25 protein-coding genes and 1 tRNA gene are annotated in these 21,695 nt (G+C 59.6%); 3 read left to right on the forward strand and 23 right to left on the reverse strand.

Going from position 1 to position 21,695, the window contains the following annotated elements:
• The 15 genes from CI807_RS26775 to thrS all read right to left on the reverse strand — a co-directional run bounded on the left by CI807_RS26775 (position 1) and on the right by thrS (position 13,247).
• Positions 1–1,611: a gamma-glutamyltransferase family protein gene (locus CI807_RS26775; RefSeq protein WP_095016920.1), complete on the reverse strand. Its 1,611-nt coding sequence runs from the start codon at positions 1,609–1,611 to the stop codon at positions 1–3.
• A 21-nt stretch (positions 1,612–1,632) separates the two neighbouring features.
• Positions 1,633–2,412 (reverse strand): amino acid ABC transporter ATP-binding protein, encoded by a 780-nt coding sequence (locus CI807_RS26780; RefSeq protein WP_033901714.1) that lies wholly within the window; start codon positions 2,410–2,412, stop codon positions 1,633–1,635.
• Between the two features lie 2 nt (positions 2,413–2,414).
• Positions 2,415–3,191: an amino acid ABC transporter permease gene (locus tag CI807_RS26785; RefSeq protein ID WP_010209179.1), complete on the reverse strand. Its 777-nt coding sequence runs from the start codon at positions 3,189–3,191 to the stop codon at positions 2,415–2,417.
• A gap of 11 nt (positions 3,192–3,202) precedes the next feature.
• Entirely contained in the window at positions 3,203–4,009 is an 807-nt protein-coding gene (locus CI807_RS26790; RefSeq protein WP_095016921.1) for an ABC transporter substrate-binding protein, read from the reverse strand.
• Between the two features lie 65 nt (positions 4,010–4,074).
• The gene (locus CI807_RS26795) at positions 4,075–4,743 is read right to left on the reverse strand and encodes a GntR family transcriptional regulator (protein WP_095016922.1); all 669 of its coding nucleotides are present in this window, start codon (positions 4,741–4,743) and stop codon (positions 4,075–4,077) included.
• A 284-nt stretch (positions 4,744–5,027) separates the two neighbouring features.
• Positions 5,028–5,459: a hypothetical protein gene (locus tag CI807_RS31940; protein ID WP_095016923.1), complete on the reverse strand. Its 432-nt coding sequence runs from the start codon at positions 5,457–5,459 to the stop codon at positions 5,028–5,030.
• A gap of 331 nt (positions 5,460–5,790) precedes the next feature.
• Positions 5,791–5,867: transfer RNA gene (locus CI807_RS26805), tRNA-Pro, on the reverse strand.
• A gap of 90 nt (positions 5,868–5,957) precedes the next feature.
• The gene (locus CI807_RS26810) at positions 5,958–6,314 is read right to left on the reverse strand and encodes a MerR family transcriptional regulator (protein WP_010209127.1); all 357 of its coding nucleotides are present in this window, start codon (positions 6,312–6,314) and stop codon (positions 5,958–5,960) included.
• Positions 6,295–6,597, reverse strand: a complete 303-nt coding sequence (gene ihfA, locus CI807_RS26815) for an integration host factor subunit alpha (protein WP_002553164.1) — start codon at positions 6,595–6,597, stop codon at positions 6,295–6,297. The genes CI807_RS26810 and ihfA overlap by 20 nt, the downstream gene beginning before the upstream one ends.
• Before the next feature lie 3 nt (positions 6,598–6,600).
• The gene (gene pheT, locus CI807_RS26820; RefSeq protein ID WP_095016924.1) at positions 6,601–8,979 is read right to left on the reverse strand and encodes a phenylalanine--tRNA ligase subunit beta; all 2,379 of its coding nucleotides are present in this window, start codon (positions 8,977–8,979) and stop codon (positions 6,601–6,603) included.
• Between the two features lie 26 nt (positions 8,980–9,005).
• Positions 9,006–10,022, reverse strand: coding sequence for a phenylalanine--tRNA ligase subunit alpha (gene pheS, locus CI807_RS26825; RefSeq protein WP_010209123.1), 1,017 nt, complete (start codon positions 10,020–10,022; stop codon positions 9,006–9,008).
• 109 nt (positions 10,023–10,131) lie between these two features.
• Positions 10,132–10,488, reverse strand: coding sequence for a 50S ribosomal protein L20 (gene rplT / locus CI807_RS26830; protein ID WP_003174975.1), 357 nt, complete (start codon positions 10,486–10,488; stop codon positions 10,132–10,134).
• Positions 10,489–10,518: 30 nt separating this feature from the next.
• Positions 10,519–10,713, reverse strand: coding sequence for a 50S ribosomal protein L35 (gene rpmI, locus CI807_RS26835; protein ID WP_002553160.1), 195 nt, complete (start codon positions 10,711–10,713; stop codon positions 10,519–10,521).
• A 60-nt stretch (positions 10,714–10,773) separates the two neighbouring features.
• Complete coding sequence (gene infC, locus CI807_RS26840; RefSeq protein WP_169850653.1) at positions 10,774–11,325, reverse strand: translation initiation factor IF-3; 552 nt, start codon at positions 11,323–11,325, stop codon at positions 10,774–10,776.
• Positions 11,325–13,247 carry a threonine--tRNA ligase gene (gene thrS, locus CI807_RS26845; protein WP_095016925.1) on the reverse strand — a complete coding sequence of 641 codons (1,923 nt, stop codon included), beginning with the start codon at positions 13,245–13,247 and terminating at the stop codon, positions 11,325–11,327. The genes infC and thrS overlap by 1 nt, the downstream gene beginning before the upstream one ends.
• Before the next feature lie 367 nt (positions 13,248–13,614).
• On the opposite strand from thrS, the gene CI807_RS26850 reads away from it, so the two are divergent.
• Together CI807_RS26850 and CI807_RS26855 are read left to right on the forward strand one after the other, a co-directional pair.
• Complete coding sequence (locus tag CI807_RS26850; RefSeq protein WP_016978147.1) at positions 13,615–13,929, forward strand: hypothetical protein; 315 nt, start codon at positions 13,615–13,617, stop codon at positions 13,927–13,929.
• Positions 13,930–14,218: 289 nt separating this feature from the next.
• Entirely contained in the window at positions 14,219–14,431 is a 213-nt protein-coding gene (locus CI807_RS26855; RefSeq protein WP_003234260.1) for a cold-shock protein, read from the forward strand.
• A gap of 73 nt (positions 14,432–14,504) precedes the next feature.
• On the opposite strand, the gene CI807_RS26860 is transcribed toward CI807_RS26855, so the two are convergent.
• The gene (locus tag CI807_RS26860; RefSeq protein WP_016978148.1) at positions 14,505–14,825 is read right to left on the reverse strand and encodes an I78 family peptidase inhibitor; all 321 of its coding nucleotides are present in this window, start codon (positions 14,823–14,825) and stop codon (positions 14,505–14,507) included.
• 144 nt (positions 14,826–14,969) lie between these two features.
• Positions 14,970–15,278: a hypothetical protein gene (locus CI807_RS26865; protein ID WP_025999870.1), complete on the reverse strand. Its 309-nt coding sequence runs from the start codon at positions 15,276–15,278 to the stop codon at positions 14,970–14,972.
• Positions 15,279–15,448: 170 nt separating this feature from the next.
• On the opposite strand from CI807_RS26865, the gene CI807_RS26870 reads away from it, so the two are divergent.
• Positions 15,449–15,661: a hypothetical protein gene (locus tag CI807_RS26870; protein ID WP_095016926.1), complete on the forward strand. Its 213-nt coding sequence runs from the start codon at positions 15,449–15,451 to the stop codon at positions 15,659–15,661.
• Between the two features lie 33 nt (positions 15,662–15,694).
• Here CI807_RS26870 and CI807_RS26875 read toward each other — a convergent pair whose 3' ends face one another.
• From CI807_RS26875 to CI807_RS26900, 6 genes are read right to left on the reverse strand one after another with little or no spacing between them, the layout of a single operon-like run.
• Positions 15,695–16,723 carry a nucleoside hydrolase gene (locus tag CI807_RS26875; RefSeq protein ID WP_095016927.1) on the reverse strand — a complete coding sequence of 343 codons (1,029 nt, stop codon included), beginning with the start codon at positions 16,721–16,723 and terminating at the stop codon, positions 15,695–15,697.
• 25 nt (positions 16,724–16,748) lie between these two features.
• Positions 16,749–17,153, reverse strand: a complete 405-nt coding sequence (gene rbsD / locus CI807_RS26880) for a D-ribose pyranase (RefSeq protein WP_095016928.1) — start codon at positions 17,151–17,153, stop codon at positions 16,749–16,751.
• Positions 17,150–18,067, reverse strand: a complete 918-nt coding sequence (rbsK, locus tag CI807_RS26885) for a ribokinase (RefSeq protein WP_095016929.1) — start codon at positions 18,065–18,067, stop codon at positions 17,150–17,152. Before rbsK ends, rbsD begins: the two co-directional genes overlap by 4 nt.
• Positions 18,068–18,090: 23 nt before the next feature.
• Positions 18,091–19,113 carry a LacI family DNA-binding transcriptional regulator gene (locus CI807_RS26890; protein WP_095016930.1) on the reverse strand — a complete coding sequence of 341 codons (1,023 nt, stop codon included), beginning with the start codon at positions 19,111–19,113 and terminating at the stop codon, positions 18,091–18,093.
• A 3-nt stretch (positions 19,114–19,116) separates the two neighbouring features.
• Entirely contained in the window at positions 19,117–20,094 is a 978-nt protein-coding gene (locus tag CI807_RS26895) for an ABC transporter permease (protein WP_010209107.1), read from the reverse strand.
• Positions 20,091–21,644, reverse strand: a complete 1,554-nt coding sequence (locus CI807_RS26900) for a sugar ABC transporter ATP-binding protein (RefSeq protein ID WP_095016931.1) — start codon at positions 21,642–21,644, stop codon at positions 20,091–20,093. Before CI807_RS26900 ends, CI807_RS26895 begins: the two co-directional genes overlap by 4 nt.
• Positions 21,645–21,695: the final 51 nt, after the last annotated feature.

The raw sequence follows: 21,695 nt of genomic DNA on the forward strand, positions 1-21,695 counted from the left end.
TTACCACACTGCGATCGTTGAATCCGTCCTCGGCTCGGTGCCGCCGCACAATACACCACTGACCGGGTCGCGCAGGATGATCTGCCCGCGCCCGTAGTCAGTGAGGTCGCTGGCGATCTGCACCTGATGTCCGCGCCGTGCCAAGGCGTTGGCCAAGTCGCGGGAGGCGCCCTGTTCGATGCCCACGTTCATATCGCCCAGCCATTGCCAGCGCGGCGCATCCAGCGCCGCTTGCGGGTTGAGGCCGAAATCCACCAGGTTCATCACCATCTGCACGTGGCCCTGGGGCTGCATGTAGCCGCCCATCACACCGAACGGGCCAAGGGCCTGGCCGTCCTTGGTGAGAAAACCGGGGATGATGGTGTGGAAGGTTTTCTTGCCCGGCGCCAGGCAGTTGGCGTGCGTCGGGTCGAGGCTGAACTCCTGCCCACGGTTCTGCAGGGCGATGCCGCTGTCGGGCAGCACCACGCCGGAGCCGAAGCCGTGGTAGTTGCTCTGGATAAACGAAACCATATTGCCTTCGGCGTCGGCCGTGGCCAGGTACACGGTGCCGCTGGCGTGAGGGTCGCCGGGTTTGGGCGGCTGGGCCTGCTCGCCGATCTGCCCACGGCGACGCGCGCTGTAGTCATCGCTGAGCAGGTCAGCGACGGCCACGCGCATGTGCAGCGGGTCGGTAATGTAGTGCAGGCCGTCGCTGTAGGCGAGTTTCATTGCCTCCAATTGGCGGTGCCAGGTCTGCTGGCTGTCGCGGTGATCGAAGCTGAAACCTTCGAGGATTTTCAGCGCCATCAACGCCACCAGGCCTTGGCCGCTGGGTGGGATCTCCCACACGTCTACACCCCGGTAGTTGACGTGGATCGGCTCCACCCACTGCGCACGGTAATCCTGGAGATCGCTGGCGCGCAGGTAGCCGCCGCTGGCCTTGGAGTGCGTATCCAGGCGCTCGGCCAGGGCACCGCGATACAGGCTTTCGCAACGGGTGTTCGCCAGTTCTTCGAGGGTACGGGCCTGGGACGGGTTGCGAAACATCTCCCCGGCCCGTGGCGCGCGGCCGTCGATCAGGAAGGTGTCGAACCAGGCGTCCAAGGCCAGGTCACGGTGGGGGGCAAACTCATCCAGCGCGGCCTGCCACAGATGGGCGATCACCGGCGACAACGGGAAACCGTCACGCGCCAGGCGAATGGCCGGTTGCAGCAACTCGGCGAACGGCAATTTGCCGAAGCGTTGCGACAGCTCGGCCCAGGCCGACGGGCAGCCTGGCACGGTGACGGGTGTCCAGCCGTACAGCGGCATCTGGTCATGCCCCGCCGCCTTGACCGCCTCGATGCTCAAGGCAGCCGGCGCATGGCCGTTACCATTCAAACCGTGCAACTGGCCCTTGCTCCAAACCAGGGCAAACGCATCGCCGCCAAGGCCACAGCCGGTGGGTTCCACCACCGTCAAAGCGGCCGCCGTGGCAATGGCGGCGTCGATGGCGTTACCGCCCTTTTGCATGACCTCGATACCGGCCTGGGCGGCCAAGGGCTGGGACGCCGCGACCATTCCGCGTTGGGCAAACACGCTCTGGCGCTGCGAGGGATAAGGGTACTCGTGAGCAGAAAATTTCAACATGGCAGAGGCTCTTCAAAAAGGTCATAACACGCGACTGAGAAAGGCTCGGGTACGGGGATGGCTGGGGTGGCTGAAAATCTGTTCCGGTGGCCCTTGTTCGATGAGTTCGCCCTGGTCGAGCACCACCACGCGGTCCGCCACTTCACGGGCAAAGCCCATTTCGTGGGTGACCACCACCATGGTCATACCCTCCTCGGCCAGCTCCTTCATCACCTGCAGCACTTCGCCGACGGTTTCCGGGTCTAGGGCGCTGGTGGGTTCGTCGAACAGCATGGCCTGGGGTTTCATCGCCAGGGCACGGGCGATGGCCACCCGTTGCTGCTGGCCGCCGGAGAGCATCGACGGGTAGTGGTTGGCTTTGTCCGCCAGGCCGACCCGAGCGAGTAATCCACGGGCCTGTTCCAAGGCTTCGGCGCGTGGCGTACCGAGTACCTGGATCGGCGCTTCGATGATGTTTTCCAACGCGGTCATGTGGGGGAACAGGTTGAAGCGCTGGAACACCATGCCGATGTCGCGGCGCTGGCGGGCAATGTTGCGCTCCGAGTCGCGTACCAGGCTGCCGTCGCTGCGCTCGCGATAGCCCATGGCGCGGCCGTTGACGCGGATGCGCCCGCCCTGGATGTCTTCCAGCAGGTTGATGCAGCGGATAAAGGTGGTCTTGCCCGAACCCGAGGCGCCGATCAGCACCACCACTTCACCGCGCCGTACTTGCAGGGAAATCCCCTTGAGGATCTGCAGCGTGCCAAACGACTTGTGGATATCCAGCGCTTCGATGATCAGTTCTTCACTGTGGTGCGCCATGATTATCGTCCCCTCAGCAGTTTCAAAGTGCTGCGCCCGAACATGCGGCTGGACGCCGGTGGCGGCGCGGAAGGTCGGTCGGACTGGCCGAAGCGTGCCTCCAGCCAACGCTGGAAGAAGCCCCAGAGCGTGGTGAGCATCAGGAAGTAGATCGCCACTACCAGGTACAGCTCGAACACGCGGAACGTGGCCGAGGTGACCATCTGCGTGCTGAGCAGTAATTCCTGCACGCCGATCACGCTGACCAGGGTGGTGTTCTTGAGCATCACGTTGAACTCGTTGCCCAGCGGCGGCACGATCACGCGGAACGCCTGGGGTAGCACGATGCGTCGCATCAGCTTGGCAAAGCCCATGCCCAGGGAGCGCCCGGCTTCGTATTGACCCTTGTCGACCGCGCCGATGCCGGCGCGGATGATTTCGGCCATGTAGGCGCCTTCGTTAAGGCCCAGGGCGATGATCGCCGCCTGGATATTGCCGGGCACGACCAGGCCGAACAGGTCGATGTCCTCAAAGCGGAAAATCCCGCCCGCCGCCAGCGCGGTGTAGAGAAACACGATCTGCACCAGTAACGGCGTGCCGCGCATCAACCACACGTAAAAGCGTACCGGCAGGTGCAGCAGCGGGTTCTTTGACAGGCGCAACAGCGCCGCCGCCAAGCCCAGTACGCAGCCCAGCAACATCGCCGACACCGCGATCAGGCAAGTCAGCCACAGCCCGGTGAGGTACACCCCGCTGGGCTGCAACAGGTACTGCCAGAACACATCCCAATTGAAGTTCATTGCGGGCAACCTCAGTCGAGAGTGTCACTGCTGACATGCCATTTGTTCAGCAACGCCACATAGCTGCCATCGCTGCGCATGTCGCTGATCACTTGCTGCACGGCGGCGGTGAGTTGCGGGTCGTCCTTGCGCATGCCCAGGCCGGTGAGGATGCGGCTGAAGGCCGGCACGCCTTCCTCGAACAGGTCCGGGGCCATCGCGGCGTAGTAGCCGGCGGTTTCCACCGTGGTGCCATACGCGTCGACCTGGCTGATGCGCAGGGCCTGGAAGGCGTCGGTGTCGGTGTTGTACACCACCAGCTTCATCGGCGGTTTGCCGGCCTTGGTCAGGCTGTCGTTTTGCGCGTCCAGCAGGGTCTTGATGGTAGAACCGTTTAGCACCGCAACCTTGTGCCCGGACAAGTCATCCAGGGCCTTGATGCCTTTGGGATTGCCCTTGGGCACCACCACCGACTGGCTGGAATACATGTAGTTGACGATGTCGATCACCTGGCGCCGCTCGGGCTTGTCGAACAGCTGGTCGACGATCATGTCGCACTGCTGCGCAAGCAACGCCGGCACCAGGCTGGAGAACGGAATCACCCGCCACTGCACCTGCTTGTCGCCCAGGCGCTTGGCGATCTCGAGCCCGAGGTCGACGGTGAGCCCGCGCGGTTTCTGCGCTTCATCGAAGGACACCAGGGGCGGCGAATCCATCCCCGAGCAGTAGACGAGTTTATCGACGCTCTTCAGGCGCTCCGGCACCTGGGGCGCGGCAATGGCCCATTGGGTACAGAGGCCGAGGGAGACAGCCACCAGCAAGGCGCGGCGTTTATGCATGACCAGACACTCCAGTTCGTTGGTTAACGGGGCAGGACTCAAAGTCAACACACAGCAGGTCTTTCTTATTGTTCGGTTTGCAGGAATTGGATCAGCGCAGGCACGGTCCCCTCGATGTGCTCGCGCACCACCGCCTCGGCGCGGGCCGCGTCACCGGAACGGATGGCATCGAGGATCACCGCGTGTTCCTGGCGGGCGCTGAGGGGTTTTTCGCCGTGCTGCAACCACAGGCGCATGGGCGCTTCCACCAGCGAGTACAAGGCGGAGATCTGTTTCATCAAACGCGGGCGGCCACTGAGGCTGCACAGGTATTCGTGGAAGGCGCGGTGGCGGCTGACCCAGGCGGCACTTTCGTCGCGGTAGTCGTCCATCTCGTCGAGCAGGCGCTCCAGTGCGGCCAGTTGGCGTTCGCCGATGCGTGCGACTGCCACGCGCACCGCCAGGCCTTCGAGGGCACTGCGCATCTCGAACACTTCGTGCAATTCATCGATATCCAAGCCGCTGACCACTGCGCCCCGGTTGGGCCGGAGGGTTACCAAACCCTGGGCATCCAGACGGCGGAAGGCTTCGCGCACCGGCATGCGGCTCATGCCGATTTCGCTGGCGATGTCTTCGGCAATCAGCCGGTCGCCCTTGCGGTAGCGACCACCGCAAATGGCGTCGAGCAGGAAGTTGTAGGCCTCCTCCTCGGCGGTGAGCGGCTGGCGGTCAACATAAGCGGGGGCAAATTGCATCGGCAGCACCTTTTGAATTTTTGTATCCAATTATCCATAAATGCAAAAAGGCAGGATGTGTGCCAACTGACCTGGCGATGAGCCAAGTGATTGATTCGGATGAAGTCGCGGAAAAATGTCGGTAGTTGAGCGAAAACTATACGTAGGGTGTTGCTACCAAATGGCTCACAAAACGCCCCATCTGTGGGCGGAAGTAACGGGGCTCCCGTGTTGATCAACCTCTACAAATGGCAGATACAAGAAGCCCGGCGCTGGGCCGGGCTTCAATGTAACAACGTCAGGGGCTAACGATGCTTGTTCTTGTGTTTATGCTTGTTGTTACTTTTGTGCTTCTTACCATCTGATCGATGATTGCTCTCATCATCCGCCAGGTTATTCCCCAGCGCGCCGCCAGCAGCCCCCCCTACACCGGCGCCGATAGTCGACCCAGTTGTGCCTCCGAGACGATTACCAATGAGCGAGCCGCCGGCTGAGCCGATACCGCCACCTAGCGCAGCTTCCGCTCTGTTGCCTCGTTGAGCGCCGACAGCACTGCCGGCAGCACCACCAACGCCTGCGCCTACCGCTGCGCCTGTTGAGCCACCGAGCTGTTGACCTACGATATTGCCAAGTGCACCACCAACGCCGCCTCCAAGAGCGGCTGTGCCATCTCCGGCGGCCATCGCTCCTTGCGAAATGAGGGCGCCCAAAACCAGGGCGGGTAGTGTCATTTTCATTCTGTGAACCTCTATGGGTTGTCAGCAGGCGCTCACGGTTAAAACACGCCTGAAATTTGGATGAGAACATTAGGCCGAAGTTCTATACCGGCTGTTCCCAGGGGCGAATGGTTGTAACAAGGTATGCCGTGATGGGGCGAGGGGGGACGCTTAACACCAAATGGCCCTGCGAAACTCACTAGCCAGAAGCATTCTTGTCAGTACCCAATATCTTGGGAGCTTCAGCGAGGTAGCATCACGCAATGGTCGAAAATCCTGTGGGGTGAATGTGGTTTTTTCCGGGCATGAAAAAGCCCAACCTGCAAAGATTGGGCTAAGACATTGAAAAATATGGTCGGGACGGAGTGATTCGAACACTCGACCCCTAGCACCCCATGCTAGTGCGCTACCGGACTGCGCTACGCCCCGACTAGGCGTGTTACTGGGTTTGCTTCTTGACAAAGCGATCCGGAATATACCGCAAGCTTTTGAAATGTGGAAGTATTTTAAAAGCTTGAATCACTTCTTCAACACCACCAGCACATCTTCAAGCTCGGCGATCATCTGGCGGATCATTTGTTTGTATTGGGTGGTGTCATCTTTGGCTTCATCGCCGGACATACGCTGGCGTGCGCCGCTGATGGTGAACCCCTGGTCGTACAGCAAAGCACGGATCTGTCGGATCATCAGCACATCCTGGCGCTGATAATACCGACGGTTCCCGGTGCGTTTGACGGGGTTGAGTTGAGGAAACTCCTGCTCCCAATAGCGCAGCACATGCGGTTTTACCGCACAGAGCTCGCTGACTTCACCAATGGTGAAGTAGCGTTTGCCTGGGATGACGGGTAGCTCGTCGTTATGACTTGGTTCCAGCATAAGCCTCAACTCGGGCCTTCAACTTCTGCCCTGGACGAAAGGTGACCACACGGCGAGCCGTGATCGGGATTTCTTCTCCCGTTTTTGGATTGCGGCCAGGCCGCTGGCGTTTGTCCCGCAGGTCAAAGTTGCCGAAACCAGACAATTTGACCTGCTCGTTGTCTTCCAGAGCGTGTCTGATCTCTTCAAAAAACAGCTCGACCAATTCCTTGGCCTCGCGCTTGTTCAGACCCAACTCTTCGTACAGACGTTCCGCCATCTCAGCTTTCGTCAAAGCCCCCATACGTCACTTCCTTAACGTGGCGTTCAACCTTTGTTCGAGCGAGGTGAGGATATTTTGTGTCGTGGTATTCACCTCATCGTCATTAAGAGTGCGCGATGGATGCTGCCAGGTCAAGCCAACTGCAAGGCTTTTTCTATGCGGATCAATACCTTTACCCTGATAGACGTCAAATAGCCTGAGGTCTGTCAGCCATTCCCCTGCATTTTCACGGATTACATCTAGAACGGCAGTGGCGGCCACTTCACGGTCGGCGATCAGCGCCAGGTCACGGCGCACTTCAGGGAAGCGCGACAACTCGCTGAATTTAGGCATTTTGCCCGAAGCCACTTCAGCCAGAACCAGTTCAAATACGAAGACCGGACGGTCGAGACCGAGGGTTTTCGACAGCTCAGGGTGAATGGCGCCGACGAAACCTACCAGGCGGCCTTCACGCTCGATGCGCGCAGTCTGGCCCGGATGCAACGCTGGATGGCTGCCCGGCAGGAAGGTGAACGCATCCAGCGCACCGGCAAAGCCCAGCACCGCCTCCACGTCAGCCTTGACGTCGAAGAAGTCCACAGCGTCGCGACCCTGTGCCCAGCCTTCAGGCAGACGGCTGCCGCAAACCACACCGGCCAGCATCGGTTCTTGCTTCAGGCCATCCAGCTGACCGACGAAGCGCAGGCCGCTTTCGAACATGCGCACACGGTCTTGCTGACGGTTCAGGTTATGGGAAAGGGCTTTCACCAAGCCTGGCCACAGCGACGAACGCATGGCGGCCATGTCGTTGGAGATCGGGTTGGCCAGCAACAGTGGCTCGACGCCTGGGCTGAACAGCTCGAACTGCTTAGGATCGATGAAGCTGTAGGTCACCGCTTCCTGATAACCACGGGCAACCAGCAGGCGACGCAGCTCCGGCAGGTGCGCACGCGCTTCGGCCTTCGGCTGTGGCGCCAGGCGCGCTTGCGGGTAACGAACCGGCAGGCGGTTGTAACCGTAGAGACGCGCCAGTTCTTCGATGAGGTCGACTTCCAGGCTGATATCGAAGCGATGGCTTGGTACTTCAACCTGCCACTGCCCTTCCCCACTGGTGGAAATAGCCAGGCCAAGGGCCGACAACAGTTGCTCGATTTCAGCCGGTTCGATGACCAGGCCGAGCATCTGCTCAACACTTTTGGCACGCAGGGTGATCGGTGCAACGGACGGCAGGAACTGTTCGTTGACGGTTTCGGTGATCGGGCCGGCTTCGCCACCGGTGATTTCCAGCAGCAGGCCAGTGGCGCGCTCCATGGCTTCACGGGCGAGGTTCCAGTCCACACCACGCTCGTAGCGGTGTGAGGCATCGGTGTGCAGGCCGTAGGAACGGGCCTTGCCGGCGATGGCGATCTGGTCGAAGAACGCACTCTCAAGGAACACGTCGCGGGTGGTCGCGGACACGCCGCTGTGCTCGCCACCCATCACGCCAGCAATCGCCAGGGCGCGGGAGTGGTCGGCGATGACCAGGGTGTCGGCACGCAGGCTGACTTCCTGACCGTCGAGCAGCACCAGCTTCTCGCCTTCTTCGGCCATACGTACGCGAATGCCGCCGTTGATTTCGGCGAGGTCGAACGCGTGCAGCGGTTGGCCCAGCTCCAGCATCACGTAGTTGGTGATATCGACGGCAGCATCGATGCTGCGCACATCGGCACGGCGCAGGCGCTCAACCATCCACAGCGGCGTAGGCTTGGAAAGGTCAACGTTGCGGATCACACGGCCCAGGTAACGCGGGCATGCGTTTGGCGCCAGCACGTCGATCGGGCGTACTTCGTCGTGCACTGCTGGCACGGCAGCAACCACAGGACGGGTGACCGGGGCGTTGTACAACGCGCCGACTTCACGAGCCAAACCAGCCAACGACAGGCAGTCACCACGGTTCGGGGTCAGGTCGACCTCGATGCTGGCATCTTCCAGTTCCAGGTAAACGCGGATGTCCTGGCCCACCGGCGCGTCGGCCGGCAGCTCCATCAAGCCATCGTTGCCCTCACCGACTTGCAGCTCGGCCTGGGAGCACAGCATGCCGTTGGACTCAACGCCACGCAGCTTGGCCTTCTTGATCTTGAAGTCGCCCGGCAACTCGGCACCGATCATGGCGAACGGGATCTTCAGGCCCGGGCGCACATTTGGCGCTCCGCACACGACCTGGAAGGTTTCCGCGCCATTGCTGACCTGGCACACGCGCAATTTGTCGGCATCGGGGTGTTGTTCGGTGCTTAGCACCTCGCCCACGACCACACCGCTGAAAACACCGGCGGCGGGGGTAACGCTATCGACCTCAAGACCGGCCATCGACAGACGCGCAACCAGCGCGTCGCGATCTACCTGCGGGCTTACCCAGCCACGCAGCCATTGTTCACTGAATTTCATCCTGCTCTCCTAAAGATTCGTTACGACTAGCGAAATTGCGCGAGGAACCGCAAGTCGTTGTCGAAGAACAGACGCAAGTCGTTCACGCCGTAACGCAGCATGGCCAGACGTTCAACGCCCATGCCGAAGGCAAAGCCCGAGAACTCTTCCGGATCGATGCCGGACATGCGCAGCACGTTAGGGTGAACCATGCCGCAGCCCATCACTTCCAGCCAGCCGGTCTGCTTGCAGACGCGGCAGCCTTTGCCGCTGCACATCACGCATTCCATGTCTACTTCAGCGGATGGCTCGGTGAACGGGAAAAACGATGGACGGAAACGTACCGCCAGCTCTTTCTCGAAGAACACGCGAAGGAACTCTTCGATGGTGCCCTTGAGGTCGGCGAAGTTGATATCGCGATCAACCAGCAGGCCTTCGACCTGGTGGAACATCGGCGAGTGGGTGATATCGGAGTCGCTACGGTACACACGGCCTGGGCAGACAATGCGGATCGGTGGCTTGTTCGCTTCCATGGTGCGGACCTGTACCGGAGAGGTATGGGTGCGCAACAGCATGTTCGCGTTGAAATAGAAGGTGTCGTGCATCGACCGGGCCGGGTGATGGCCTGGGATGTTGAGCGCCTCGAAGTTGTGATAATCGTCTTCGACCTCGGGGCCTTCGGCAATGCCGTAGCCAATGTGGGTGAAGAACTGCTCGATACGTTCCAGAGTCCGGGTGATCGGGTGCAGACCGCCCGAGGCCTGGCCGCGACCAGGCAAGGTTACATCAATGGACTCGGCGGCGAGTTTGGCCGCGAGATCGGCCTCCTCCATGGTCGCCTTGCGCGCATTGAGTACCTCTGTGACACGCTCCTTGGCGACGTTGATCAGCGCACCGACTTGCGGACGCTCTTCAGCCGGCAAATTCCCCAGGGTCTTCATCACCTGAGTCAATTCACCTTTCTTGCCAAGGTAGTGAACCCGGATTTGCTCCAGGGCATTTACATCTTCAGCGCTTTGCACAGCCTCAAGGGCTTGGGCGACGAGCGCGTCCAGGTTTTCCATGTACAGACTCCAGATACAAAATAGGGGAAGAGCTTGAAGGCTCTTCCCCTATTTAAGACGTTTACCACCTTGGGCTACAGACGTAACCCAGGGTGATTGTCGGGGGTACTTAAGCCAGAGTGGCTTTAGCTTTCTCGACAATCGCAGCAAACACCGCTTTTTCGTTCACTGCCAGTTCGGCCAGAACCTTACGGTCGATCTCGATGGAAGCTTTTTTCAGGCCAGCGATGAAACGGCTGTAGGACAGACCGTTAACACGTGCGCCAGCGTTGATACGAGCGATCCACAGAGCGCGGAACTGACGTTTTTTCTGACGACGGTCGCGGTAGGCGTATTGGCCTGCCTTGATTACCGCTTGCTTGGCAACACGGAATACGCGTGAACGCGCGCCGTAGTAGCCTTTAGCAAGTTTCAGAATTTTTTTGTGACGTTTACGGGCAATGACGCCACGCTTTACACGAGCCATGAGTTACTTCCTCTATTCTTGATCCAAAAATTAACGAAGGCGCAGCATGCGCTCGACTTTTGCCACGTCAGACGGATGCAGCAAGCTGCTACCGCGCAGTTGACGCTTACGCTTGGTCGACATTTTGGTCAGGATGTGGCTCTTGAAAGCGTGCTTGTGCTTGATACCGTTAGCAGTTTTCAGAAACCGCTTAGCAGCACCACTTTTAGTCTTCATCTTTGGCATGTTCGGATACTCCGCATTCAGTTGATAAACATAATCAGAAGGCCTGCCGTGCCCTGTTGATTACTTCTTCTTTTTCGGGGCGATGACCATGATCAGCTGGCGTCCTTCCATCTTAGGATGCTGTTCAACGGAACCGTACTCCAGCAGGTCAGCTTCAACCCGCTTGAGGAGTTCCATGCCCAGCTCCTGGTGGGCCATCTCACGGCCGCGGAATCGCAAGGATACCTTGGCCCTGTCCCCATCACTCAGGAAACGTACCAGGTTGCGCAGTTTTACCTGGTAATCCCCTTCCTCCGTCCCTGGACGAAACTTGATTTCTTTTACTTGAATCTGCTTCTGGTTCTTCTTCGCCGCAGCAATCTGCTTCTTCTTTTCGAAGATCGACTTGCCGTAGTCCATCACCCGGCAAACAGGCGGGACTGCGTCGGCGGAGATTTCCACCAGGTCCAATTTGGACTCTTCAGCGATACGAAGCGCTTCATCAATCGAGACGATGCCAATCTGCTCGCCGTCAGCGCCAATTAACCGAACCTCGCGTGCCGAGATATTCTCGTTGATCGGGGCTTTCGGTGCAGCTCGTTTATCTTGTCTCATTTCACGCTTAATAATAATTACTCCGAATCTGGGCGACCACGCCGGGAAACCGCTTGCGCGAGGAACTCAGCGAACTGGGCGACGGGCATCGAGCCCAGGTCAGCACCTTCACGAGTACGCACAGCGACAGTCTGCATCTCGACTTCCCGATCTCCGATAACCAAAAGATAGGGAACCTTGAGCAAAGTATGCTCGCGGATTTTAAAGCCGATCTTTTCATTTCTCAAGTCGGACTTGGCACGAAACCCGCTTTCGTTGAGAGTTTTTTCAACTTCGGCGGCAAAATCTGCCTGTTTATCAGTGATATTCATGATCACTGCCTGGGTCGGAGCCAGCCACGCAGGGAATGCACCCTCGTAGTGCTCGATCAGGATCCCGACGAACCGTTCGAACGAACCGAGGATCGCCCGGTGCAGCATAACCGGGTGTTTACGGCTGTTGTCTTCGGACACGTATTCGGCGCCCAGACGGATCGGCAGGTTAAAATCGAGCTGCAGGGTACCACACTGCCAGACGCGGCCAAGGCAATCTTTCAGCGAGAACTCGATCTTCGGACCGTAGAACGCGCCTTCGCCCGGCTGCAGATCGTACGCAAGGCCCGCACTGTCGAGCGCAGCGGCCAGTGCAGCTTCGGCGCGATCCCACAGCTCGTCGGAACCGACGCGTTTTTCCGGACGAGTGGACAGCTTCATCTCGACTTCGGTAAAGCCGAAATCGCGATAAACATCCATGGTCAGCTTGATGAACGCGGCGGATTCGGCCTGCATCTGCTCTTCGGTGCAGAAGATGTGGGCGTCATCCTGGGTAAAACCACGCACACGCATGATGCCGTGCAGCGCACCCGATGGCTCGTTACGGTGGCAGGCACCGAACTCGGCCAGGCGCATCGGCAACTCGCGGTAGCTCTTCAGGCCTTGGTTGAACACCTGCACGTGGCACGGGCAGTTCATCGGCTTGATGGCGTAGTCGCGGTTTTCCGACTGGGTGGTGAACATGTTGTCGGCGTAGTTGGCCCAGTGCCCGGATTTCTCCCAGAGACTACGGTCAACAACCTGGGGCGTCTTGATTTCCAGGTAGCCGTTCTCACGCTGAACCTTGCGCATGTACTGCTCGAGCACCTGGTACAGGGTCCAGCCGTTCGGGTGCCAGAACACCATGCCCGGCGCTTCTTCCTGGAGATGGAACAGGTTCAGGCGCTTGCCGATCTTGCGGTGGTCGCGTTTCTCGGCTTCTTCGATGCGCTGGATGTAGGCCGCCAGCTGCTTCTTGTCAGCCCAGGCGGTGCCATAGATCCGTTGCAGTTGCTCGTTCTTCGCGTCGCCACGCCAGTAGGCGCCGGACAGCTTGGTCAGCTTGAACGACTTGAGGAAGCGCGTGTTCGGCACGTGCGGACCACGGCACATGTCGACGTATTCTTCGTGGTAGTACAGGCCCATGGCCTGCTCTTCCGGCATATCTTCCACCAGGCGCAGCTTGTAGTCTTCGCCACGGGCGGTGAACACGTCGATCACTTCGGCGCGCGGCGTGACCTTCTTGATCACGTCGTAATCTTTTTCGATCAGCTGGTGCATGCGCTGTTCGATCGCAGCCAGGTCGTCCGGAGTAAAAGGACGCTCATAAGCGATGTCGTAATAAAAGCCTTCGTCAATGACCGGACCGATCACCATTTTTGCGGTTGGATACAGTTGCTTGACCGCGTGGCCAATCAAGTGCGCGCAAGAGTGGCGAATGATCTCCAGCCCCTCTTGATCCTTGGGCGTGATGATTTGCAGGCTGGCATCGCCGGTGATCAGGTCGCTGGCATCAACGAGCTTGCCGTCGACCTTGCCGGCCACGGTGGCCTTGGCCAGGCCTGCACCAATGGATGCAGCGACTTCGGCTACGGAAACCGGATGATCGAATGAACGTTGACTGCCGTCGGGAAGAGTAATAGTTGGCATGGCGCCTCCTCTCCTAGTGGTGACCCCTACCAAAGGTCACGTGGGTTGGGATGAGCCAGTACAAGATCCAATACCAGGCCGTTCAATAATGAACGCCTGCCTTACAGCGGCAGGAGCCTTTCGGCCAACCGATAATCGAACCAGAGTGACTGGAGTGAGCTAAAAAGAACATGGCAAGGCGGCAATGGGCGCGCCTGGAAATAGCCAGGCGGAAGATGCTAGCACAGATGAACGGTCATCGTGCCGCCCCTGTCTTGCGCAAATACAAATTCCGCCCTTTATAGCTGCAAAAGTGAACTTGGGCTGTACGCCAGCCCTCAAACCCTCCGAGAATCGCCGTTCGTCCTCGACCCAAAGGAGCATCCTCATGATGCGTTTTACCTCTACCCTCGCTCTCGCCGCTTCCCTGACCCTCCTTTCCCTTGGCGCACAGGCAGCAGCCCCGTCGAACTGGCCAGCCGGTGCCCGCGACAGTTTCGTCAGCGACTGCAGCGCCGCCGCCAGCCAGAACGTAGACGTCAAAACCGCCAAAGCCCATTGCGAATGTGGCGCTGACAAGATCAACGCCGAATTGAGCACTGCGGAAATCAAGGAACTGATGACCAATCAGAACGCCAGCCCGGAGCTTAAAAACAAAGCAGTCGCGGCTATTTCGTCCTGCAAGGTCGTGAAGAAAAAGTAAGATTTGCGGCTGATCACACAACTGTTTTGCCGGAAAAATGGCCCGAAAACTGCCATTTCTCACAAATTACACAGGTTTTACGGCTTTTTTTACCAGCTGATATTTCGAGCTTAAGCCCCGTAAATCGGGGCTTTCAGCCGACCAACGCACTAAACGCAACGCTATTGATTAGCAAACAATGCCTTGGGGGGGCTCCCAAGCCGAACATTTCGACTATGATAGCCCGGTGTGCCCAGTTGGCCTGAGCAGCACAGCACTACTGAAAATATATGTTTCTTGGAGATACACCATGTCTAATCGCCAAACCGGCACCGTTAAATGGTTCAACGATGAAAAAGGCTTCGGCTTCATCACTCCTCAAGGTGGCGGTGACGACCTGTTCGTACACTTCAAAGCTATCGAAAGCGACGGTTTCAAAAGCCTGAAAGAAGGCCAAACCGTTTCCTTCGTGGCTGAGAAAGGCCAAAAGGGTATGCAAGCTGCACAGGTTCGCGGCGAGTAATTCTCCGCTGAGCTAAAAAAACCCCGTCCATGTGACGGGGTTTTTTATGGGCGTTGCAAAAGCCTGGAGCGACTTAGCCGCAATTGACCCGCGTGATCACCAGGTTGTCGTCGGTGTTCAGGTTCAGGCGGTCGGAGCGGTACTCCAGGGTGATCATGTCGTTAGGCTTGAGGATGCGTGCGTTCTGCGCACCGGCACGAGTACGCGCCTGTTCCAGCAACTGGGGCGAAGCTTTCTGGCCGATAGTGAATTCGGCGGCCTTCGACTCACAGCGGCTATGACCGGCATTGGCCACGGCGGCGTCTTTGGCTGGCTCAGAGGCACCCGGGGTGCTGCAACCCGCCAACGCGAGTGCTGCCAACAAAGTACCGAATGATGCGAGCTTCCAAGGCATGAAGCCTCCTATGATAAAAAATGGACAGAGATCGTGCGACAGCGATTGGGCGGATTGGTTTCAAGACGTAAACCGCCGCAGGGCAAGTCTGCCTGACTCTCGACAGGCATTCGCCCGGTCAATCGTGACCAGATATGAACGAAATCAGTAGATATCGATGTAGTCAAATTCCGGCGTCGGCCAATTCTGTTTCAGCGCATTGAAAATCTGGGTCACCCAGACTTCGTCACTGGCAGCCACATTGCCGACGTATCCTGAGCCTTTTGCCCAGGTCTCCAGGCGAAACAGCAGCCCGTCGATCTCTACACCGCCTACAAGCTTCCCAGAGGAGATGTACGCGATTCCAGCCTTGGTCACCCGCAGCTGGGTATGTTCGTCGTCGCTGGCACTGGCGAGCAGTTGGCGCACATTCGCCAATGTCAGGTTCTCGGGGTTGTTCAAATCGATCTGCACGTGGTGTCCCCGGCAATTAAACAGGCCGACAGTGTCGCACAGCGCCGCCGTCATTCCGAATCGCCTCATGCCTAAGTATCAGTGCCAAACGCGATACAAAATGGTTAACTGGCCCGGCAAGCACCGCGTTCCAGCGCACTGCCCAGTACTTCCAGCCTCGCGAGACCGTCATGACCACCGTAACGCTCCAAGCCGACATCAAAGCCAAGTGGCCCCAAGGGCAAAGCTCATACAGCCCCGGCAGCCCAGAGGAATTGGCAATCATCGGTATCGACCTGCTGGTCAAGGAACTGGGCACGAAGGCGGCGCAAGCGTTCATCGGCCAGATATTCGAGAAATACCCGGCCGATCACATGGGGGCACACGACCCCGAGCGCGAATAAGAACCGGTCGGCGAACGCCGACCGGTAGAACCATTACTTCAGACGCGCCAGACGCTCGGTCAGCAGATCGAAAAAGCCCTGGGCGTCGCCGTTCTCAACCCAGAACACATTCTTTTCCTGCTTCAGGCCGTCGTACCAATCGACGATGGTCTGGCCGAAGGTCGGGCCTTCACGGCTATCGACCACCATATTGGCCTGACGACCACTGAACAGCGAAGGCTTGAGCAGGTAAGCAATGACGGTAGCGTCATGCACCGGGCCACCTGGAATACCGTAGTGCTCCATGTCGCCCTTGACGTATTCGTTAAGAATATCGCCCACCACCTTGCTCGCGTTGTTCTTGATGTCGGCGATCTTTTTCAGGCGTGCCTCGCTGGTCAACACCTTGTGGGTCACGTCCAGCGGCAGGTAGGTCAGCTTGACGCCACTCTTGAGCACAATCTCGGCAGCCACCGGGTCGGCGAACAGGTTGAATTCCGCCACCGGAGTGATATTGCCGCCATTGAAGTGCGCACCACCCATCACCACCACTTCCTTGATGCCTTGGGTGATTTCCGGCGCCTGGGTCAGTGCCAGCGCAAGGTTGGTCTGCGGGCCGAGCATGGCGAGGGTGATGCTGTGCGGCTTGGCGGTGCTCAGGGTCTTGATCAGGTAGTCAACGGCATTGCCGTCCGCCAGGCCCTTCTTGGGCTCATGCACGGTGACGCCGGAAATACCTTCCTTGCCGTGGATGTTCTCGGCGTAGATCGGCTTGCGTAGCAGCGGCGCTGGCGCACCGGCGTACACTGGGATTTCCTCGCGCCCTGCCCACTCGCGGGCCAGGCGCGCGTTGCGGGAGGTCTTGTCCAGGCGCACGTTGCCGGCGACGGTGGTCAGCGCGCGGATATTCAGCTCATCCGGGGAGGCCATGGCGAACAGCAAGGCCACCACGTCATCGGCGCCGGGGTCGGTGTCGATGATCAGGTCGATCTTTTCCGCCGCCTGGGCGCTTGCAGCAGTGAGTGCGGACAAAAGCAAAACACTCCGGAACAGGTTTTTCAGGGTTGGGAGACCACGTTGCATAAAACACTCCTTGTCGTTGGGAACGCTAGAACGTTACGCCGGATACCAGCGCGATATTGCAGTAAGGCTGGCATTCGCCAGTGCGCACCACGGCGCGCGCCTTGCGGCTGAGCTGCTTGAATTCTTCATGGCTGACCAGGCGTCGCTCACCGAGGGCAGCCTGTTCTGTGAGTGTGTTGAGTTCAGCCAGCGCCGGCGGTTGTTTGATCAGGATTTCTTCGGCAAGCACATGGCTTTCCACCTGCATTTCACTGAGCACGATGCGCAAGGTGCTGATGAAATCCGGGATGCCCTGGGTCAACGCCAAGTCAATCAGCTCGACGCCAGGTGGCACCGGCAGGCCGGCATCACCGATCACCAGAATGTCGCCGTGCCCAAGTGAGGCGATCACACGCGACAGGGCAATATTGAGCAGAGGTGTCTTTTTCATGAGGGCACAAAACCTTGTACGTCGTGCAGCGTTGGAATAGAGGGTTGCGCGCCGGCACGGGTGACCGACAACGCCGCCGCGACCTGGCCAAAACGGATGGCCTCTGCCTCGCTCTTGCCGTTGGCCAGTGCTGCGGCGAAACCGCCGACGAAGGTGTCGCCTGCAGCCGTGGTGTCGACCGCCTTGACCTTTGGCGCTTGCAGATGCTCAAAGCGCTGGCCGTCGGTAAACAACGCGCCCTGAGATCCCAGGGTGATGATCACTTTACCGGCACCCGCCTGGATCAGTTGGGTCGCCGCCACCTTGGCGCTGTCAATCGAGTCGACCATCACGCCGCTCAGTGCGGTGGCTTCACTTTCATTGGGGATCAGGTAGTCGATCGAGGTATACCACTCAGCCGGCAATGGACCGCTGGCCGGAGCCGGGTTGAGGATCACCGTCTTGCCCAGCTCGCGGCCGCGCTTGAGGGTGTAGCCCACTGTATTCATCGGCACTTCCAGCTGGCAGACGATCACGTCAGCCGCCTGCAGCACCGCGTCGAACGCCTGCAACGAGGCAGGTGTCAATTCGCCATTGCTGCCCGCCACGATCACAATCGCGTTCTGGCTGCTGTCATCGACCACGATCAACGCCACGCCACTGGAGCCCTCCACGGTGCTGACGGCCTGGCAATCAATGCCCTCCACCAGCAATGCGTCACGCAATTGAGTGCCATAGGCATCGGTGCCGACGCAGCCGATCATCGAAACATCCGCGCCCAGTCGCGCCGAAGCGACGGCCTGGTTCGCGCCCTTTCCGCCAGGCACGGTGGAAAATGTCTGCCCGATGAGTGTTTCACCGGCGCGCGGCAACCGGCTGGCGCGGGTCACCAGGTCCATGTTCAAGCTGCCTACTACCACTACTTTTGCTGGCATACATCAGTACTCATCAATTCGGTTCAGCGGTATTGGGCGAATGTACCGGCGACGGGCGCCGTCGACTCACGCAATACAATGCTCGGCGTCACGATGCGCTGATCGATCGGCATGTGGGGTGTCGCAATTCTTCGCAGTAACAGCTCGGCTGCCGTTTCGCCCAGTTGCACGATCGACTGCCCGACCGTCGTCAACGCCGGGTAGACGTAACGGCCCATTTGAATGTCATCGAAACCGATCACTGACAGCTCGCCCGGCACGCGGATATTGCGCTCGGCGGCTGCGCGCAGCACGCCGAACCCAATCATGTCGTTGCTGGCAAAAATCGCGCTCGGCGGGTTGTGCGTCAACAATTGCACGGCAGCGGCATACCCGCCTGTACTGGTGAAATCGCTTTCCTGGGTGCGATTGTCCGCCACTGCCACGCCAGCCTCATGCAGCGCGCGGTGATACCCCGCCAGACGCATCTGCGCGACACGGGTATGGGCCGGGCCGCCGATACAGGCGATGTCTCGGTGGCCCAGTTCGAGCAAGTGTCGGGTCGCCAGGTAGGCGCCCTCCTCGTGGTCGATACGCACCAGGTCCACGTCAATGCCATCCAGCGCCCGGTCGACGATCACCATGGGCGTACGCACCGCGCTCAAGCCGGCGGCAAGACCGCTGTCGTCGCCGCCCACCGAGGTCACGATCAAGCCGTCGATGCGTTTTTCCAGTAACACGCGCAAATAGTTGCGCTGCTTTTCAGCGTTGTCGTCGGAGTTGCACAGGATCACGCAATAACCGTTACGCTCGCAGTAATCCTCGATGCCCCGGGCCAACTCCGCAAAATACGGGTTGAGGCTGTTGGGCACCAGCAAACCGATGGTGGCTGTGGTCTTGGCCTTGAGCGAACGCGCGACGGCGCTGGGCACGTAGTCGAGCTGCTTAATCGCCGCTTCGACCTTGATACGTACCGGTTCGCTGACCGGGCGCGTCTTGTTCACCACATGGGAGACCGTGGTGTAGGAAATACCTGCAAGCGCTGCCACATCCTTGATCGTTGCCATGGTTCAGCCCCGCCGACTGGCGCGCTGGCTGCGGTAGGTATCGAGGACTACGGCAATCACGATCACGGCACCGGTAATGATGCGCTTCGTGGGCTCCGTGGCACCGATCTGCGCCAGGCCAGCGGCCAATACCGAAATAATCAACACACCAAAAAAGGTACTGATCACTGAACCGCGCCCACCCATCAGGCTGGTACCGCCGATCACCACCGCCGCAATCACTTGCAGCTCCAGGCCGGAGCCGGCGTTCGGGTCAGCCGCTTCCAGGCGCGAAATCTGGAACAGCGCGGCCACACCGGCCAGCAGGCCCATGAGGCTGAACACCAGGATTTTGTAAGGCTTAGGGTTGATCCCAGCCAGGCGTACGGCCTCTTCGTTGGTGCCGATACCGATCAGGTAACGACCAAACACCGTACGCGTCAATACAAGCTGCGCAGCGATGATCACCAGCAAGGCAATGATAAACGACGGCGAAATGCCAAAGGCAATCGGGTTGGACAGCCAGGCAAATGAATCACCGATGTAGGCAGTGCGCGAGCCGGTCATCTGGTAAGCCACGCCACGGGCCATCTCCAGCACGCCGAGGGACACGATAAACGACGGAATGCGCCAGGCCACGGTGATCGAGCCGGTGATAGTGCCGGCCAATGCCGCACAGCCCATGCCGAGCACGGCGGCGGGCAACACACTCCAGCCCCAGCCCAGAATCGCCACGCTGACGGCAGACGCCGCCAGGGCCAGTACAGAACCTACCGACAGGTCGATACCGCCGATGATCAGGATGAAGGTCATGCCTACCGCCAGCACCATCAGGTCTGGAATCTGGTTGGCCAGCGTGCTGAAGGTGTCATAGGACAGGAAGTGGTCACTGAGTACCGAGAACAGCGCAATCATCGCCAGCAAGGCGCCCGCCAGGCCCAGGTAAGTACCCAGGCCGTAGAAGTTGCCGCCAGTCTTGCCGGGGGAAGTTGTGGTTTTCATGGGGTATCCCTAAGCGCTGCGTCATTGAGCAGCGCATCACGTTTTTGATAGCCGGCAAAGGCGGCGGCGAGCAATTCGTCCTGAGTCCAACTGTCGCGCTCGAAGGTCTCGATCAAGCGCCCGGCGGACAACACACCGATGCGGTCGCAAATCAGCATGAGTTCACGCAGGTCACTGGACACCACCACCAGCGCTTTGCCCTGGCGCGTCAATTCGCCCAGCAAGGCATAAATATCGAACTTGGCACCGACGTCGATGCCACGGGTCGGCTCATCAAACAGCATCACCGAACAATCGCGCTCCAACCAGCGGCCAATCACCACCTTCTGCTGGTTACCACCGGACAGCTCGGAGACCAACTGCGCCGGGCTGGAACTGCGGATGCGCATGGCGTCGATCTGGCGTTTGGCCAAGGCGGTTTCGTTGCGGCTGTTGACCACGCCACCGCCGGAAATTTCCGGCATGTTGCCCAGCGCGATATTGGCGCTGATCGATTGAGTCAGCAGCAGGCCTTCGCCCTTGCGGTCCTCGGTGATCAGGGCAATGCCGTGGCCCACCGCATCCACCGGCGAGCGAATGCTAACCACCTGGGCCGGCGAGCCAAGCGCCACGGTACCGCTGTCCGCCAGGTCGGCACCGAAGATCAGGCGCAACAATTCAGTACGACCGGCACCGATCAGGCCGGAGATGCCGTAGATCTCGCCCGCACGCACTTCGAAGGACACGTCGCGGACTTTGTCCGAGCGTGTCAGGCCTTTCACCGTAAGCGCCGGGCCGCCAATGGTGCGCGGGCCCAGGTCGATGTGTTCGCCCAGCTCGCGACCGACCATCAAGGTGACCAATTGCTCGCTGTTGTAGTTGGCCATCGGCTCGACACAGACCAGCTTGCCGTCGCGCAATACCGCAATGCGTTGGGCCACACGGGCCAGCTCTTCCAGCCGGTGTGAAATGTAGATGATCGCCACGCCCCGGGCCTGCAGGCGGGTGATTTGTTCAAACAGCATCTCGACTTCACGGGCAGTGAGCATCGCCGTGGGTTCGTCGAGGATCAGTACGTGGCAGTCGCCAATCAGGTTACGGGCGATCTCGACCATCTGCTGATGGCCAATACCCAGGCTGCCGACCAGTGTATCCGGGTCGATAGCATCCAGGCCGACCTGGGCCATGGCCTCGATCGCAGCCTTGCGCAGTTGCTTGCGGCTGATCCAGCCACAGTGGCTGGGCAGGTTATCCAGGAACAGGTTTTCGGCGACGGTCAGCGTCGGCAGCAGGTTGAGTTCCTGCATGACCATGCGCACGCCCAGCTCTTCGGCCTGGGTGCGGCTGCCGGGGCGATAGTCCTGCCCATTGAACTGCATGTGCCCGGTGGTCGGCGTGACCAGCCCGCCGATGATCTTCGACAAGGTGCTTTTGCCTGCGCCGTTCTCACCGGTCAGCGCCAGCACTTCCCCACGATTGAGCGTCAGGGTGATGTCGGACAGAACCGGCTGGGCATAGGTCTTGCCGATACCGCTGACCGAGAGGACAGCGTTCGGGGCGGAAGATGACATAGGAAAATCTCCAGGCGCCCGCTCAGGGCGAGCGGGCGCTGTTGGGTACTG

Source organism: Pseudomonas sp. NS1(2017) (assembly GCF_002269425.1).
GTDB lineage: Bacteria > Pseudomonadota > Gammaproteobacteria > Pseudomonadales > Pseudomonadaceae > Aquipseudomonas > Aquipseudomonas reactans.